The following is a 14809-nucleotide window of genomic DNA, read 5'->3' on the forward strand; positions in this document are numbered from 1 at the left end:
ACTATGCCCGACACGGTTACCAAAAGGTTAATCCACACAATGTCCGATCAGGTCGTCACTCGTTTCGCTCCGTCCCCAACCGGCTTTCTGCATATCGGCGGGGCACGCACCGCATTGTTCAACTGGCTTTATGCACGTGGACGTGGTGGCAAGTTCCTGTTGCGGATCGAAGACACCGACCGCGAACGTTCGACGCCCGAAGCAACCGCCGCAATCTTGCAAGGCATGGAGTGGCTGGGTCTGGATCACGACGGCGATGTGATCAGCCAGTTCGAGCGTGCCGAACGTCACGCCGAGGTAGCGCATCAGTTGCTGGCTGAGGGCAAGGCTTACAAGTGCTTTTCAACGCAGGACGAGATAACGGCCTTCCGCGAACAAGCGCGGGCCGAGGGGAAATCGACCCTGTTCCGCAGCCCTTGGCGCGATGCAGACGCGTCCTCCCATCCGGACGCTCCGTTTGCGATCCGCATCAAGGCGCCTCAGGACGGCACGACGGTAATCCGCGATCAGGTTCAGGGTGACGTGACCATTCGCAACGATCAGTTGGACGACATGATCCTGCTGCGGTCGGACGGCACTCCGGTCTATATGCTGGCAGTTGTGGTCGACGATCACGATATGGGCGTGACCCATGTAATCCGTGGCGACGACCACCTGAACAACGCCGCGCGGCAGATGATGATCTATGAGGCGATGGGCTGGGACGTCCCGGTCTGGGCGCATATCCCCCTGATCCACGGGCCGGATGGTAAAAAGCTGTCCAAACGCCATGGCGCTTTGGGTGCGCAGGAATATCAGGCCATGGGTTACCCCGCAGCTGGAATGCGCAATTATTTGGCGCGTTTGGGCTGGAGCCATGGCGATGATGAATTCTTTACTGACGAACAGGCAAAGGAGTGGTTCGATCTGGATGGAATCGGCAAAAGCCCTGCCCGTTTCGACCTGAAAAAGCTGGAAAATCTGTGTGGACAGCATATCGCCATCGCGGCTGATGCTGCATTGCGGCAAGAGATCGAAGCCTATTTAGCGGCGGCGAAATTGCCTGACCTCACGGAAACACAATCCGGTGATCTGGAACGTGCGATGTATTGCCTCAAGGATCGTGCGCGCATTTTCCCGGAACTTCTTGAAAAAGCTCACTTTGTCTTAACATCTCGCCCAATTGAGCCGGATGAAAAGGCCGCAAAAGCACTGGCCTCAGTATCCGATGGTATACTGAACGAATTGACGCCGCACGTGCAAAATGCTAGCTGGACGCGAAACGAACTGGAGCAAACCCTAAATTCGTTTGCAGAAGCGAAAGAGGTTAAGTTCGGCAAACTGGCGGGCCCGTTGCGGGCCGTGTTGGCAGGTCGGGCAGTGACGCCTTCAGTTTTTGACATGATGCTTGTGCTGGGGAAGGAAGAAACCCTGGCCCGGCTTTCTGACGCAGCGACGTAAACCCAATCTTCATATTTGGGTAACGCTGCTCCGCTAACACCCGGACTGCGCGCCCGCGCGCAGCCGTTGCCCGCAAGGTCGGACAGCGATTCGACATGCGTAAGAATGAGGAAGGGACACTATGACCGACAGCAATAAAACAGCCACTCTGACAGTCCATGGTGAAACGTACGAGTTGCCGGTTCATTCTCCGACCGCTGGACCTGACGTCATCGACATCCGTAAGCTGTACAGCGATGCCGGAGTGTTCACCTACGACCCTGGTTTTACGTCGACCGCAAGCTGTGACAGTACCATTACCTATATTGACGGCGAAAAAGGTGAGCTGTTGCACCGTGGCTATCCGATCGACCAGCTGGCCGGAAAATCGCATTTCCTAGAGGTATGCTATCTGCTGCTGTACGGAGAGCTGCCGCAAGCCAAAGACCTTGAGCAGTTCGAAACCACCATCACGCGCCACACAATGCTGCATGAGCAGATGCAATATTTCTATCGCGGCTTCCGTCGGGATGCGCACCCAATGGCGATCATGGTGGGTGTCGTTGGCGCAATGTCGGCGTTCTATCACGACTCGACCGACGTATCCGACCCGCATCAGCGTGAGGTCGCCTCGCACCGTTTGATCGCCAAGATGCCGACCATCGCGGCCTGGGCCTATAAGTACCACATCGGCCAGCCTTTCGTTTATCCGCGCAACGATCTCGACTATGCGTCCAATTTCCTGCGCATGTGCTTTGCCGTGCCGGCAGAAGAATATGAGGTCAATCCGATCCTCAGCCGTGCGATGGACCGGATTCTGACTTTGCACGCGGACCACGAACAGAATGCTTCGACTTCGACCGTACGTCTGGCGTCATCCTCGGGCGCAAACCCGTTCGCGTGTATCGCGGCTGGTGTTGCTTGCCTTTGGGGCCCTGCTCATGGCGGTGCGAACCAAGCATGTTTGGAAATGCTGGAAGAGATCGGTTCCGTCGATCGCATTCCGGAGTACATCGACCGCGCCAAGGACAAGAACGATCCGTTCCGCCTGATGGGCTTTGGCCACCGTGTCTACAAGAACTTCGACCCGCGCGCGACGGTTATGAAGCAATCGGCCGACGAAGTACTGGACCTGCTTGGCGTCGAGAACAATCCCAAGCTGCAGGTTGCCAAGGCGCTGGAGAAGCAGGCGCTGGAAGATCCGTACTTTGCCGAAAAGAAACTGTTCCCGAACGTGGACTTCTACTCGGGCATCATCCTCGAGGCGATGGGTTTCCCCACTTCAATGTTCACACCGATCTTCGCACTGTCGCGCACTGTTGGCTGGGTCAGCCAGTGGAAAGAGATGATCGCAGATCCTCAGAACAAGATCGGTCGTCCACGTCAGCTGTATCTCGGCGAAACGACCCGCGATTACGTAGACATCGAAAACCGCTGATTACCGGTGGCAAATTCGAAACGCCTCGGACCTCCGTCCGGGGCGTTTTTCGTTTCAGAAAAGGGTCAATTGATCCCCTGCCTGCGCGGGCCTGGAAAACAGGTCACACCGTAACGGTGCTGTTTTTGTGGCCAACCCCAATCGTTTGACTGCCAATGCAAACCGCTTGGCAACTATACCAGCATACTCACCTTCACCCCGCATGCGGTGCCCCCAGCGCGGATCATAGTCACGACCACCGTGCATCTCGCGTAGCTTGGACATGACCTTTTCGGCCCGCGCCGGCTCATGCTGCTGCAACCAGGATTGCCACAGCTCAGATACTTCGCGCGGAAGGCGCAGCATGATCCAGCTTGCTGCATCTGCCCCGGCATCGGCCCCGGCGTCCAGCATGGTTTCCAATTCATGATCCGTCAGACCCGGTATCAAAGGCGATGTCATGACGCGCACCGGCACACCTGCATCGGCCAATCGTCGGATCGTCGCCAGCCGTCTTACAGGGGATGGCGCGCGCGGTTCCATCCGCCGAGATAGGCCAGGGTCCAAAGTAGTCAACGAAACACCGACCCGAACCAGCCCAAGTTTCGCCATGGAGGCAAGAATATCCAAATCCCGTTCGATCATCGCGCCTTTGGTCACGATCGCGACAGGATGCTGGAACTCTCGCAAGACCTGAAGGCAAGCCCGCGTTATCTTGTGCTGTTTCTCGATCGGTTGATACGGGTCGGTATTCGTTCCCATCGCAATGGTCGCTACTTTGTACCGGGCCGAGGACAGTTCTTTCCTCAGAACCTCGGCCGCGTTTGGCCGGGCGATCAACCGGGTTTCAAAATCCAATCCCGGCGACAACCCTAGATAGGCATGGGTCGGACGGGCAAAACAGTACACGCACCCATGCTCGCACCCGCGATACGGGTTAATCGAGCGGTCGAACGGCAGATCGGGCGATCGGTTGTAGGTGACCACACTGCGCGCTACCTCTTCTCGGACTTCAGTTCTGAGCGTCGGAAGCTCCTCTTCCATCTCCCAGCCGTCATCGCAGGCTTCGGTCGCAAAGCGTTCGAATCTGCCTGATTCATTGCTGGCCACGCCGCGGGCCTTTATGTTGAGTGCAGGCATATTTGTTCCTGTTACGTTCTCATTCGGGAATCAATAAACCCTGTATCGCCATGCGACAAGGAAAACTGCGCGAACCGCCCTTTTAGCCCCCGATGTTGGGCGCCTGGTTTTTCCCCGTTTGTGAACAGAATGCAGGATGTTGTTGCAGATAATTCCATCGTGATCGCAAACAATTTGACGTATAGGTCGGTCCCGGAACCGCCAAGGTCGCAATCGTAACAGTCTAACTGCGACGAAATGGCCAAAACGGAAAAAATGCCACCACGGGCCGATGGCCCGCCCAGCACAGGGAAATGCCCCATGTCCGATGAAGAAGACATCGTCCTGTCCGAACTCAACGACGACGAACTTGTCGAACAGATGTTCGACGATCTTTATGACGGCCTGAAAGAAGAGATCGAAGAAGGTGTGAACATCCTGCTTGAACGCGGATGGACACCATATGACATCCTGACCAAAGCTCTGGTCGGTGGCATGACCATCGTGGGCCACGATTTCCGGGACGGCATCCTGTTCGTTCCCGAAGTTTTGCTGGCCGCTAACGCGATGAAAGGTGGCATGACGATCCTTAAACCACTGCTGGCCGAAACCGGCGCGCCGCGCGTTGGCAAGATGGTGATCGGGACCGTTAAAGGCGACATCCACGACATCGGCAAGAACCTGGTGTCGATGATGATGGAAGGCGCTGGTTTCGAAGTTGTCGATATCGGCATCAACAACCCGGTCGAAAACTACCTGGAAGCCCTGGATTCCGAACAGCCTGACATTCTGGGCATGTCTGCCTTGCTGACCACTACGATGCCCTACATGAAAGTGGTCATCGACACGCTGATCGAACAGGGACGGCGTGAAGATTACATCGTACTCGTTGGCGGCGCCCCTCTGAACGAGGAATTCGGCAAGGCCATCGGCGCAGACGCTTATTGCCGTGACGCGGCGGTTGCGGTGGAAACTGCCAAAGACTTTGTGTCCCGCAAGCATAACCAACTGGCCAGCTAATTCAGGTGACACGAAAATGATCAAGGCCGCCCTTTCCGGGGCGGCTTTTTTGTCTTCAACTGCTTGATAAGCAGTACAGGTTTTATTACCTGTCAATTGTGATAGTGCGAATCTGTTGTGACGCACGTGTTGTTAACGAGTACATATAGGGTGGGTTATGCCTACGACGTTTAATGCTATTTTTCTTGGTAATCTTGCAATCATCGACCCGACTGAGGGTAACAACACTGCTGAAAACGCGGGCGCTTTGGTTGGACAAACTTTTGGTGGTCCGGGTGATCCATTACTTGACGACGCTGTCGTTTGGACACCGGTAGGAAACCCTGGTGGAACCTACGAAAACAACGCCAACTCTGACGTGGATTTTTTTGCAATTGATGGCGCTGCGACCATTTTCGATGCAGCTGTCGCCTACAATGCGACAATTACGTAGGTCGACGGCACAACGGCAGACATAACGGCAGTCATCGCGCAAGACACGCTCGGGAACACTTTTCTGGTTCCAGAATTCTCAGCCAACAGCGATCAGGCCGCATTGGAATTTGCGGGCATCAGGTCACTAACGCTCAACAGTATAAACACCGCCACAACTACGGGTTTGAACGCTGACCGTGAATCCTGGGACATCGCCAGATGTTTCGCAACCGGCACTCTGATCGAAACGGAACGTGGCCTGGTCGAGGTCGAGAATTTGCGCGTGGGTGACAAAATTACGACGCTGGATCATGGGTTGCAAACGCTGCGTTGGATTGGCTCTCAGACCGCGCGTGCCGCAGGCGTGTTCACGCCTGTGCTGATCAAGGCGGGTGCGCTTGGCAATGATCGCGATCTCTTGCTCTCGCAGCAGCACAGGATGCTGATCAGCGACTGGCGTGTTGAACTGCATACGGGCCACGCTGAGGCGCTGGCGCCTGCCAAGCATTTGGTGAATGGCCGCGATATCGTGATGAAGCCCGGCGGTCTTGTGACCTATTATCACCTGATGTTCGATCAGCACGAACTGATCTGGGCCGAAGGGTGCCTAAGCGAGAGCTTTCACCCTGGAATCCAGGCGTGGAACAGTTTTGAGGATGACACACAGCAAGAGATCCTGTCGCTGTTTCCGGAACTGGCCAGCCACGGGATCACCGCCTATGGTCCCCCTGCCCGCCCATCGCTTCAATCTTTTGAAACGCGTGCGTCGGTGGCCTGACACGGGATGTCGGAAGCGGACTTGCCTTGATCCGGCATTCATTCTTTGATGCTGCAATCCTTCAGGGAATTGACGATGCAGCAGAACACCACACCGGATGACGCAAGCCTGACGACAAAAGGCTATACCGAAGACACTCGGCAAGGCGGCATACTGCTATTGGCATGCGGTGCGCTGGCGCGCGAAATCCTGCATCTGAAAAAGCGCAACGGCTGGGATCATATGACCCTGACCTGCCTGCCCGCCATACTGCACGTTCACCCCGAACGGATTACACAGGCTGTCGAAGAAGCTGTTGCCAAGCACCGCGGTAACTTTGATCAGATCTTCGTCGTCTATGCCGACTGTGGTACCGGCGGGCTGTTGCAGAAGGCCTGCAAAGAGATGGGCATCGAGATGATCAAAGGCCCGCACTGCTATTCCTTTTTCGAAGGAAATCAAGCCTTTGAAGACCATGGCGATGATGAAACAACAGCCTTCTACCTGACGGATTTTCTGGCCCGCCAGTTCGATGCCTTTGTGTGGAAACCGCTTGGCCTGGACCGTCACCCCCAACTGCGGGACATGTATTTCGGGAACTATACCAAGCTTGTCTATCAAGCCCAGACAGACGATCCGGACCTGACGGCACGCGCTCAGGAATGCGCCGAACGCATGGGTTTGACGTTTGAACGCCGGTTCACCGGCTATGGCGATCTGGAAACCACCCTGACCGAGTGGGCCGCCCGCAAGCCGACCGCCTGATCGTCAGGCGTTCTCTTGCGCGACTTCGCGGATACGCTCAATCATTGACCGCAAGCCGTTAGAGCGTTGTGCGGACAGGTGATCATTCAGCCCAAGGCGCGCCAACTCGCCGCCCGCGTCGACCTTTGGGACTTCGCCAACAGGCAAGCCATTATACAAAGACCGCAACACCGCAATCAGCCCGCGCACGATCAACGCGTCGCTGTCGCCGTCGAACCGGAAAACGCCACCCTCGATCGTGGGCTGCAGCCACACCTGACTGGCACAACCGTGCACCTTTGTGGCGGGCACTTTGAACGCATCGTCCAGCGGCTCCATCGCTTTGCCCTGATCTATGACATGGCGATACCGGTCTTCCCAGTCATCCAGAAACTCAAAATCCTCGACGATTTCCTCAAAGGCAGGCGTTGCCATTTCGCAGCGGTCCTTTTTTTTGCGATCACATTTGTGACCTATGCCTCTGTTGGGCACCTGTCCAGCCCCGGTGTGGGTTTTCAATCTTTGGAATTTACGATAACCCATTGCTGAAAATACTTCTCTGGGCTTTGGGACCATGAAAAAATCAACACCTCTTCTATTGGTCGGCACGCTTACACTGGCCGCCTGCAGCGGCTGGAGCGAGTCGCGCGTGAACCCGACCAATTGGTTCGGGTCCAGTACACCCGCCCCTACTGAAGTATCCGTAAACGAAGCCGATGCTCTGGTGCCCCAGGGGCGCGACGGCCCGGGCCTGTTTTCGCGACCCGAAAAGGAAGTGATCGGCTTTGCCATAACCAAGGTAGATGAGCTGCGCATCGATCCCACGTCTACCGGGGCAATCGTCTATGTCAAAGGTACGGCCGCAAGACAGGGCGCCTATAATGCGCGCCTTGTCCCCGTGGAAAGCGAAGAAAACAAAAAGAACGGCATTCTGGAATACACGTTCGAAGTCAGCTACCCAAGCTACGCGACCAATCAGGGCTCTGAAAAATCGCGTGAGGTCAATGGTGCCACGACGCTTGGCCGGGCTGAGCTGCGAAACACCCGTTTGGTTCGCGTTCGTGGTGAACAGAATGCACTAGAGTCCCGGCGGCGTTAACCGCCGCTAAAGCGACACGACTTGTACGGATTGCCCCTTGGCGGCCAGAGCGATCTTGCCGTCACACAGTTTCAGGGCATCCTCGCCAAACACCTCAAATCGCCAGCCTGACATCGAAGGCAGCTTGCGCTCGCCCGCAGCCAACTGGTCCAGTTCGGAACTTGTTGCGATCAGCTTCGCCGCCACGCCCGAGCTTTCGGTTTTGGACTTGAGCAAAACGCGCAGCAAATCGGCGAGCGCCGGGTTGATCTTTAGCTTGTCACGGCTGTTATCAACGCGCGGCATTTGATCGGCAGGGCAATTCACCCCCTGTTTCACCGCCGCCAGAATACCATCGGCAATCGCGCCTTTGCGCGCCTCGCGCAGCAGCAGGCGAGAACCACCAAGGTCCGACGGAGATTTTGGCTTGGTCGAGGCAAGCTCGATCAAGGCATCATCCTTAAACACCCGGCTGCGCGGAACGTTGTTCTCCTGCGCATAAGCTTCGCGAAACTGCGCCAACTCGCGCACGACAGCCAGGAACTTGGCCGAATTCGTCCGGGTTTTTACCCGCTTCCATGCATCTTCCGGACGGATATCGTAGGTTCCGGGCTGGGTCAGGGTGCGCAACTCTTCGGACACCCAATGGCTGCGCTGCGACTTGTTCAACTGGGCCGCCAGATATTCGTAGATCTGCCGCAAATGCGTGACATCCGCCAAGGCATAGGTCTTTTGCGCATCTGTCAGTGGCCGACGTGACCAATCGGTAAAACGCGAGGTTTTGTCGACCCCTTCCTTGCAGATTTTGCGCACCAAAGTCTCGTATCCCACCTGCTCTCCAAAGCCACAGACCATCGCGGCGACCTGAGTGTCGAACAGAGGTTGCGGGAATACGGACGCCTCGACCCAGAAAATCTCAAGATCCTGTCGCGCGGCGTGAAACACTTTGACCACGCTTTCGTCGCGAAACAGGTCGTAAAGCGGGTCCAGCGACAAGCCGTCGGCTAATGGGTCGACGAGAACGGCGCTGTCCTCATTGTCGGATGGAACTGCAAGCTGCACCAAACAGAGTTTCGAATAGTAAGTCCGTTCGCGCAGAAACTCGGTATCTACGGTGACATAGTCATATTCCGCCGCGGCCTTGCAGAATTCGGCCAGCTCTTGCGTCGTCGTCAGGGTTTTCATGCGCGGTGCTGTTCTTGCTCTTGTTCTGTGCGGCTGATTGTCTGTTTCATTCCGTACCCAGCCGTATTGCGGACCATAGGATGAATTTGACGCGCGTGTAAATCATCCCGAGACGTTCAGGGCAGCAACACCGGAGTCCGATCCCCACTGGCGTAACGGCGCAACACTGCGGGGTAGAGTTTGTGTTCCCACACCAGCACCCGGGCGGCCAATGCCTCGGACGTATCACCCGGTTCAATATCTACTCGCGCTTGCCCAAGGATCGGACCGTCATCCAAGGCTGCGGTGACTTCGTGAACCGAACATCCATGTTCAGCATCCCCGGCTTCAATAGCGCGCGCATGGGTGTTGAGACCCTTGTATTTCGGCAGAAGCGAAGGGTGGATATTCAGCATCCGTCCCTGAAAGCGTGACACGAAATCGCCTGTCAGAACACGCATGAAGCCAGCCAGACAAACGATATCGGGTCGCGCTTCTTCCAGCGGTTTCAGCAACTCGGCCTCAAACGCGGCACGGTCGCCCTTGAACGGGCGGTGATCCACCGAAGCCGTCGGAATGCTCCGCTCTGCCGCCTTTGTCAGGCCACCCGCATTCGCATCATTGGACAGAACCAGACAAGGCCGCGCAGGGTGATCGTCGGTCATGCTGTCGACCAGCGACACCATATTCGAGCCACCCCCCGAGATCAGAATTGCGACGCGCTTATGGCTCACAACAGGGTGCCCGAATAGGCCATGCCCGCTGTCCCGGTCACAGTGCCAATCCGCGCAACCGTTTCGCCCGCATCGGCCAGCAACGCCGCCAAATCATCCGCGCGATCCGCTTCACACGCGACGATCATGCCAATGCCGCAGTTGAAGGTCTTCAACATCTCAGCCTCAACAATCCCACCGGTTTCCGCCATCCAGCGGAATACAGGCGGCAAATCCCATGCATTCAGGTCAATCTCGGCACCCAACCCCTCGGGCAGCACACGGGGCAGGTTTTCTGTAAGGCCGCCGCCGGTGATATGGGCCAGCGCATGCACGCCCCCTGCTCGGATCGCCTGCAGAGCTGGCTTCACATACAGACGTGTGGGTGTCAGCAGAGCTTCACCCAGCGATCCTTCACTGAACGGTGAGGCGGCATCCCAGCCCAGACCCGAAATCTCTACCAGTTTGCGCACAAGGGAGTACCCGTTGGAATGCACACCGTTCGAGGCCAACCCCAACAGCACGTCGCCCGCCTGAACGCCGGCCGGCAGATGAGCCCCACGTTCCATCGCGCCAACCGAGAACCCGGCCAGATCGAAATCGCCATCCGGGTACATGCCGGGCATTTCCGCGGTTTCACCGCCGATCAAGGCGCATCCGGATTGGACACAGCCTTCGGCAATGCCTTCGATGATCCGCGCCGCCGTATCCGTATCCAGCTTGCCGGTCGCAAAATAATCCAGGAAAAACAGCGGCTCAGCGCCCTGGCAGATCAGGTCATTGACGCACATGGCCACAAGATCGATGCCCACGCCGTCGACAACGCCGGTATCAATGGCGATGCGCAGCTTGGTGCCCACCCCATCGGTGGCCCCAACCAGAATCGGGTCCTGATATCCGGCATCCTTTAGATCGAACAGAGCGCCAAAGCCGCCCAGCCCGCTCATCACGCCTGAGCGGTTGGTGCGTTTCGCGGCCGGCTTGATCCGGTCGACCAAAGCATTCCCCGCATCGATATCAACGCCCGCATCGGCATAGGTGATTCCGTTCTTGCCCGTCGTCATGGCCAGCCCCTTATGAATGGTTCCCGCGCCGGTTATTCGATTGTGCGACTTGTTGCAACGGTCAGGCTTGACGCGGCTGTTCACCGTGGTACTCAAAGCGCTCAGGCGGGCCTGTAGCTCAATTGGTTAGAGCAGAGCGCTCATAACGCTTTGGTTGCGGGTTCAAGTCCTGCCGGGCCTACCACCGTCTACTTGTTCATTGTTATCAGTTACAGATGCTTGCCAGACCAGCAATGCACGGTGTTTCTGCTGTCCAGTTCAAACATAAGATTCATTCTTCTAAATCTGCAGGGTTGCCCAGTAACTCTGAGCCTTATTCAAGCCCCTAGAGTTCGGAGTCCCGCTCAAGCGGAAGTGCCATTTGGTACATTCAAGACAATATGACACATACGCATACTATACTTTTGGATACATCACCTATTCGAATGGGTTTTTGGCTATCCCATTTCCATTTAGCGAAACTTGTAAATTCATGTTTTTATGATCTTGCACGTCCCATACATGTGCATCCCAGCCTCCGACTAGCACCCAGTAGGAGGAAATTGACCGGCTTCGCGACCCCTCCGCTCACTCGGACCGCGAAGCTGGTTTTTTTTGTGCCCTTTTTAGTTTGAAAAAAAAGCTTCCAAATACAAAGCGCACCGGCAAACCTCCAATTGAAGTTCAGGCCTACCTTGGAGGTTCACCGAAGTATCCACCAAAGTATCCAACCATCGCACCCAATACGCCAACTACGATGACAATCGAGATTAATGCACCACTGCTTTTTGAGTAATATCCAAGCGTCAAAAGCCCGACGACAAATATACCAACCAAGAAATACAATACAGTGTTGTCCATACCTAAACCTATGCCGCAAAAGACGTTCTGCAACGTTACGATAGAAATGCGCCTCAAGTCTAATGGGGGAGATACACCCCGTTAAACACCAGGGTAGCCACTCGTTCCCGCTCCAAAAAAACCCGCGTTGTTCGGAGGGAAACCGTTACAAACAACGCGGGAGGCAGTTGGGGTAGTGAAGGCGATACGGAGCGGGTCAAGAATTGGACCAAAAAACCCCGGGTAAAGCCGTTCGGTCTAATACGAGGCAGCAACTTTACGCTTCAGGATCTGTCGCTTCAGCCTTTTGGAAAACTGCCAAGGTGACAAACAACCCGCCGATCAGCAGCAAATGGCCCGATGCGGTTACACCGAAAACAAAATAGCTGCCAACCATCAGCGAGAAGATTGCGCTCCACATCCATGCCAACATCTGCATCAGCATGTGTGCTGTGGATAGAGAGTATTTTTTTAGTGGGTTTTTTGTTTCATCCATTACCGATACCCACGATGATTTCACGTCGAAACTATTGGTCATGACTTCCTCCCATTCTAAAGGTTGTACGGGGTGATCGGTGCTTTAGACCAAAGAAAAATTTTGCGCGCCGCTTATGGCAGCGACACAAAACGTAAATTCCGATCCCACCAAAATCACCTCCCAACAATGATATCTGCGCAAAGGCCACCCAGCCTTTCACTTTTGCCAAGCCGCAGGACACCGCCATGTGCGCGGGCAATATCCGCAACAATCGCCAACCCAAGACCAACGCCACTACCCTGATTCTGGTTGCGTGCGGGATCAAGACGCGAGAACGGTTTTACAGCCTCAGTGCGCTGCTCTACCGGAATGCCCGGTCCGTCATCTTCGACCCGGATGCGCGTGGTTTTGGGCGTCAGTGACAGGCTGACTTCGGCCCGGTTGCCATATCGCACCGCATTGCCAATCAGGTTCTCGACCGCGCGGCGCATGGCCATCGGGCGCAGCATCGCCGTGCCGTCACCTTCGACTGAGACCAATTCGGCCTGATGACCTGCCCGTCGCGCGTCTTCGACAATCTGGCGCAACAACGCCGCGGGCTCGATTGCCTCGGCGGGACCCTCAGCGGCGCCGCGAGAGAAATCGAGGAACGCATCCAACAGCAATTGCATCTCGTCTACGTCCTGCTGCATCGGTGCTGCCTCATCCTCAGGCAACATGGACAGGCCCAGTTTCAGGCGCGTCAGCGGTGTTCTCAGGTCGTGACTGACCCCCGACAGCATCATCGTGCGCTGTTCCATCTGGCGCTCGATTCTTGCCCGCATTTCCAGAAACGCACTACCGGCTGCACGCACTTCTATTGCACCGCCCGGCGAATAGGGTACCACCCTGCCCCGGCCAAAGGCCTGCGCGGCGTCAGCAAGCCGGGTGATGGGCCGCAGTTGATTGCGCATATAGAGGAATGAGATCGTGGTCATGACCACGGCAAAAAACACCATAGTCACAATCAACTGATGCGGCGCCGTGGGTGACAAGCGGCGGCGATCTATCGTCAACTGCAGAAGCCCCAGATCGGTTTCCAGATACAACCGTGCCTCGTCACCCGAAGGCAAGGCCACAGAAACCAGATCGGGCAGTCGCATCTGCAAATTTGCCTCGACCTGGGGTGCGATGAAGTCGTACCACCGCCGCTTGTCGGTCAAAGGATCCTGATCGGGGTCGACAAAGCGGGCCTTCATCTCAAGCGCAACCAAATCCGGGCGAATGGCTGCCAATGCCTGCTGCCGGGTCTCGGCCCCCTGCATTGTTTCAAGCACCAGAGTCACTTCGCGCGCCGCGGATCGAGTCATCTGTGCGGTGACGTCCTCAAGATGTTTTTGCAAAAAGGCAATCCCAACCACCAACAGCAGAACGATAACCGGAAGAACCAGAATCAGTGCTGCTCGGGCATAAAGGCTGCGCGGCATATAGTGTTTGAGCCATCGACTGGACATGCGCTAAACCTAACGGGCTGATCCTCCAAGAGAAAGAGCTCAGAATGCAGGTGCCCGACGATTTCAACCCGCCACCAGGTCAAGCAACCGAAATACAAACTGGCCTGCGGCGGATTCTGGCACCAAACCCGTCTCCGATGACTTATCGCGGTACGAATACGTATCTATTGGGAGAGCTCGATCTGGCGGTCATCGACCCCGGCCCCCTGAGCGACGCGCATCTTGAGGCGATTCTGAACGCCATGCAGCCGGGTCAACGGATAAGCCACATCATCGTCACCCACAGCCATCTCGACCACTCGCCGCTTGCGGCACCTTTGGCAGAACGGACCGGAGCGCCGATTTTGGCCTTTGGCGGGCCACAAGCCGGACGCAGCGCAGTCATGACCGAATTGGCGCAACAAGGTCTGGTCGGCGGCGGTGAAGGGATAGATACCGCGTTCCGGCCGGACATCGAAGTGGCGGATGGTGAGATGATCGAGGGTGAAGACTGGCAGCTTGAGATCATCCATACACCCGGTCATCTGGGAAACCATATCGCCCTGGGATGGGGCAATGTCTGCTTTACAGCCGATCACGTCATGGGCTGGGCAAGTTCGCTGGTCTCCCCTCCGGACGGGGATCTGACGGATTTCATGCAAGCCTGCCAAAGGTTGCGCGCCCGGGACTGGACCGTGTTTCACGCCGGCCATGGTGCACCGATCACCGATCCTGGCGAACGTTTGGACTGGCTGATCAAACACCGCCTCACGCGCGAAGCTCAGATACTGGCGGCGCTTGCGGATCAGCCCGGAACCGCCCGCCAACTTGCCGAGCGCATTTACACCGATACACCTATCGCGCTGCTGCCAGCCGCCGAGCGTAACGTGTTTGCGCATCTAATTGATCTATATGGCAAATCAAAAGTCTCCACACCTGATGCGCTATCGGGAAATGCCAATTATTTCAGAACCGCGTGACTTGTCCAAATTTTTTTCCGATTGATGCAGTTCTCCTCTGGACGGGCAAAAAACGGGTTGTTATACGCCCCTCAGTTCCGGCGTAGCTCAGCGGTAGAGCAGTTGACTGTTAATCAATTGGTCGTAGGTTCGATCCCTACCGCCGGAGCCA

Annotated in this window: 15 protein-coding genes and 2 tRNA genes; 10 read left to right on the forward strand and 7 right to left on the reverse strand. The window is 56.3% G+C overall.

From position 1 onward, the window contains the following. The first annotated feature begins 39 nt into the window (after positions 1-39). Both gltX and gltA read left to right on the forward strand, forming a co-directional pair. Entirely contained in the window at positions 40-1440 is a 1401-nt protein-coding gene (gltX, locus tag AC2FI8_RS15855) for a glutamate--tRNA ligase (protein ID WP_496780102.1), read from the forward strand. Between the two features lie 121 nt (positions 1441-1561). Continuing rightward, on the forward strand, positions 1562-2857 hold the full coding sequence (gltA, locus tag AC2FI8_RS15860; RefSeq protein WP_496780081.1) for a citrate synthase: 1296 nt from the start codon (positions 1562-1564) through the stop codon (positions 2855-2857). A 54-nt stretch (positions 2858-2911) separates the two neighbouring features. Here the strand turns inward: gltA and AC2FI8_RS15865 are convergent, their stop codons facing one another. Next, a complete protein-coding gene (locus AC2FI8_RS15865) occupies positions 2912-3976 on the reverse strand; it encodes a PA0069 family radical SAM protein (RefSeq protein ID WP_496780083.1) in 1065 nt (354 codons plus the stop codon). Between the two features lie 300 nt (positions 3977-4276). Between AC2FI8_RS15865 and AC2FI8_RS15870 the strand changes: the two genes are divergently transcribed. The 4 genes from AC2FI8_RS15870 to AC2FI8_RS15885 all read left to right on the forward strand — a co-directional run bounded on the left by AC2FI8_RS15870 (position 4277) and on the right by AC2FI8_RS15885 (position 6911). Further along, positions 4277-4975 (forward strand): corrinoid protein, encoded by a 699-nt coding sequence (locus AC2FI8_RS15870; RefSeq protein ID WP_496738501.1) that lies wholly within the window; start codon positions 4277-4279, stop codon positions 4973-4975. A gap of 157 nt (positions 4976-5132) precedes the next feature. Continuing rightward, complete coding sequence (locus AC2FI8_RS15875) at positions 5133-5408, forward strand: hypothetical protein (protein WP_496780085.1); 276 nt, start codon at positions 5133-5135, stop codon at positions 5406-5408. A gap of 165 nt (positions 5409-5573) precedes the next feature. Continuing rightward, positions 5574-6167 carry a Hint domain-containing protein gene (locus AC2FI8_RS15880; protein WP_496780087.1) on the forward strand — a complete coding sequence of 198 codons (594 nt, stop codon included), beginning with the start codon at positions 5574-5576 and terminating at the stop codon, positions 6165-6167. Between the two features lie 75 nt (positions 6168-6242). Beyond that, positions 6243-6911, forward strand: coding sequence for a DUF1638 domain-containing protein (locus AC2FI8_RS15885; protein WP_496764674.1), 669 nt, complete (start codon positions 6243-6245; stop codon positions 6909-6911). Positions 6912-6914: 3 nt separating this feature from the next. Here AC2FI8_RS15885 and AC2FI8_RS15890 read toward each other — a convergent pair whose 3' ends face one another. Further along, on the reverse strand, positions 6915-7325 hold the full coding sequence (locus AC2FI8_RS15890) for a SufE family protein (RefSeq protein ID WP_496727174.1): 411 nt from the start codon (positions 7323-7325) through the stop codon (positions 6915-6917). 139 nt (positions 7326-7464) lie between these two features. On the opposite strand from AC2FI8_RS15890, the gene AC2FI8_RS15895 reads away from it, so the two are divergent. Continuing rightward, positions 7465-7989 (forward strand): hypothetical protein, encoded by a 525-nt coding sequence (locus AC2FI8_RS15895; RefSeq protein ID WP_496780089.1) that lies wholly within the window; start codon positions 7465-7467, stop codon positions 7987-7989. A gap of 6 nt (positions 7990-7995) precedes the next feature. Here AC2FI8_RS15895 and rnd read toward each other — a convergent pair whose 3' ends face one another. The 3 genes from rnd to purM form a co-directional block, all read right to left on the reverse strand. Next, the gene (gene rnd / locus AC2FI8_RS15900) at positions 7996-9153 is read right to left on the reverse strand and encodes a ribonuclease D (protein WP_496780091.1); all 1158 of its coding nucleotides are present in this window, start codon (positions 9151-9153) and stop codon (positions 7996-7998) included. Between the two features lie 116 nt (positions 9154-9269). Then, positions 9270-9866 carry a phosphoribosylglycinamide formyltransferase gene (gene purN / locus AC2FI8_RS15905; RefSeq protein ID WP_496780093.1) on the reverse strand — a complete coding sequence of 199 codons (597 nt, stop codon included), beginning with the start codon at positions 9864-9866 and terminating at the stop codon, positions 9270-9272. Then, positions 9863-10909, reverse strand: a complete 1047-nt coding sequence (gene purM / locus AC2FI8_RS15910) for a phosphoribosylformylglycinamidine cyclo-ligase (protein ID WP_496764668.1) — start codon at positions 10907-10909, stop codon at positions 9863-9865. Before purM ends, purN begins: the two co-directional genes overlap by 4 nt. 107 nt (positions 10910-11016) lie before the next feature. Between purM and AC2FI8_RS15915 the strand changes: the two genes are divergently transcribed. Further along, positions 11017-11093: transfer RNA gene (locus tag AC2FI8_RS15915), tRNA-Ile, on the forward strand. 912 nt (positions 11094-12005) lie between these two features. Here the strand turns inward: AC2FI8_RS15915 and AC2FI8_RS15920 are convergent. Together AC2FI8_RS15920 and AC2FI8_RS15925 are read right to left on the reverse strand one after the other, a co-directional pair. Then, entirely contained in the window at positions 12006-12266 is a 261-nt protein-coding gene (locus tag AC2FI8_RS15920) for a hypothetical protein (RefSeq protein WP_496780095.1), read from the reverse strand. A 113-nt stretch (positions 12267-12379) separates the two neighbouring features. Further along, positions 12380-13699: an ATP-binding protein gene (locus AC2FI8_RS15925; protein ID WP_496764666.1), complete on the reverse strand. Its 1320-nt coding sequence runs from the start codon at positions 13697-13699 to the stop codon at positions 12380-12382. Positions 13700-13743: 44 nt separating this feature from the next. Here AC2FI8_RS15925 and AC2FI8_RS15930 point away from each other — a divergent pair, with 44 nt between their 5' ends. Continuing rightward, positions 13744-14658: an MBL fold metallo-hydrolase gene (locus tag AC2FI8_RS15930; RefSeq protein ID WP_496780097.1), complete on the forward strand. Its 915-nt coding sequence runs from the start codon at positions 13744-13746 to the stop codon at positions 14656-14658. 76 nt (positions 14659-14734) lie between these two features. Continuing rightward, positions 14735-14809 (forward strand) — tRNA-Asn (locus AC2FI8_RS15935).

The sequence above is a fragment of the Ruegeria sp. CDSB029 genome (genome assembly GCF_059611125.1).

Coding starts and splice junctions, on each gene's coding strand:
- AC2FI8_RS15870 (WP_496738501.1), top strand. CDS start 4,277: ATGTCCGATGAAGAAGACATCGTCCTGTCCGAACTCAACGACGACGAA.
- AC2FI8_RS15925 (WP_496764666.1), bottom strand. CDS start 13,699: ATGTCCAGTCGATGGCTCAAACACTATATGCCGCGCAGCCTTTATGCC.
- gltA (WP_496780081.1), top strand. CDS start 1,562: ATGACCGACAGCAATAAAACAGCCACTCTGACAGTCCATGGTGAAACG.
- AC2FI8_RS15890 (WP_496727174.1), bottom strand. CDS start 7,325: ATGGCAACGCCTGCCTTTGAGGAAATCGTCGAGGATTTTGAGTTTCTG.
- purM (WP_496764668.1), bottom strand. CDS start 10,909: ATGACGACGGGCAAGAACGGAATCACCTATGCCGATGCGGGCGTTGAT.
- AC2FI8_RS15885 (WP_496764674.1), top strand. CDS start 6,243: ATGCAGCAGAACACCACACCGGATGACGCAAGCCTGACGACAAAAGGC.
- AC2FI8_RS15930 (WP_496780097.1), top strand. CDS start 13,744: ATGCAGGTGCCCGACGATTTCAACCCGCCACCAGGTCAAGCAACCGAA.
- AC2FI8_RS15865 (WP_496780083.1), bottom strand. CDS start 3,976: ATGCCTGCACTCAACATAAAGGCCCGCGGCGTGGCCAGCAATGAATCA.
- rnd (WP_496780091.1), bottom strand. CDS start 9,153: ATGAAAACCCTGACGACGACGCAAGAGCTGGCCGAATTCTGCAAGGCC.
- AC2FI8_RS15920 (WP_496780095.1), bottom strand. CDS start 12,266: ATGACCAATAGTTTCGACGTGAAATCATCGTGGGTATCGGTAATGGAT.
- AC2FI8_RS15895 (WP_496780089.1), top strand. CDS start 7,465: ATGAAAAAATCAACACCTCTTCTATTGGTCGGCACGCTTACACTGGCC.
- AC2FI8_RS15875 (WP_496780085.1), top strand. CDS start 5,133: ATGCCTACGACGTTTAATGCTATTTTTCTTGGTAATCTTGCAATCATC.
- gltX (WP_496780102.1), top strand. CDS start 40: ATGTCCGATCAGGTCGTCACTCGTTTCGCTCCGTCCCCAACCGGCTTT.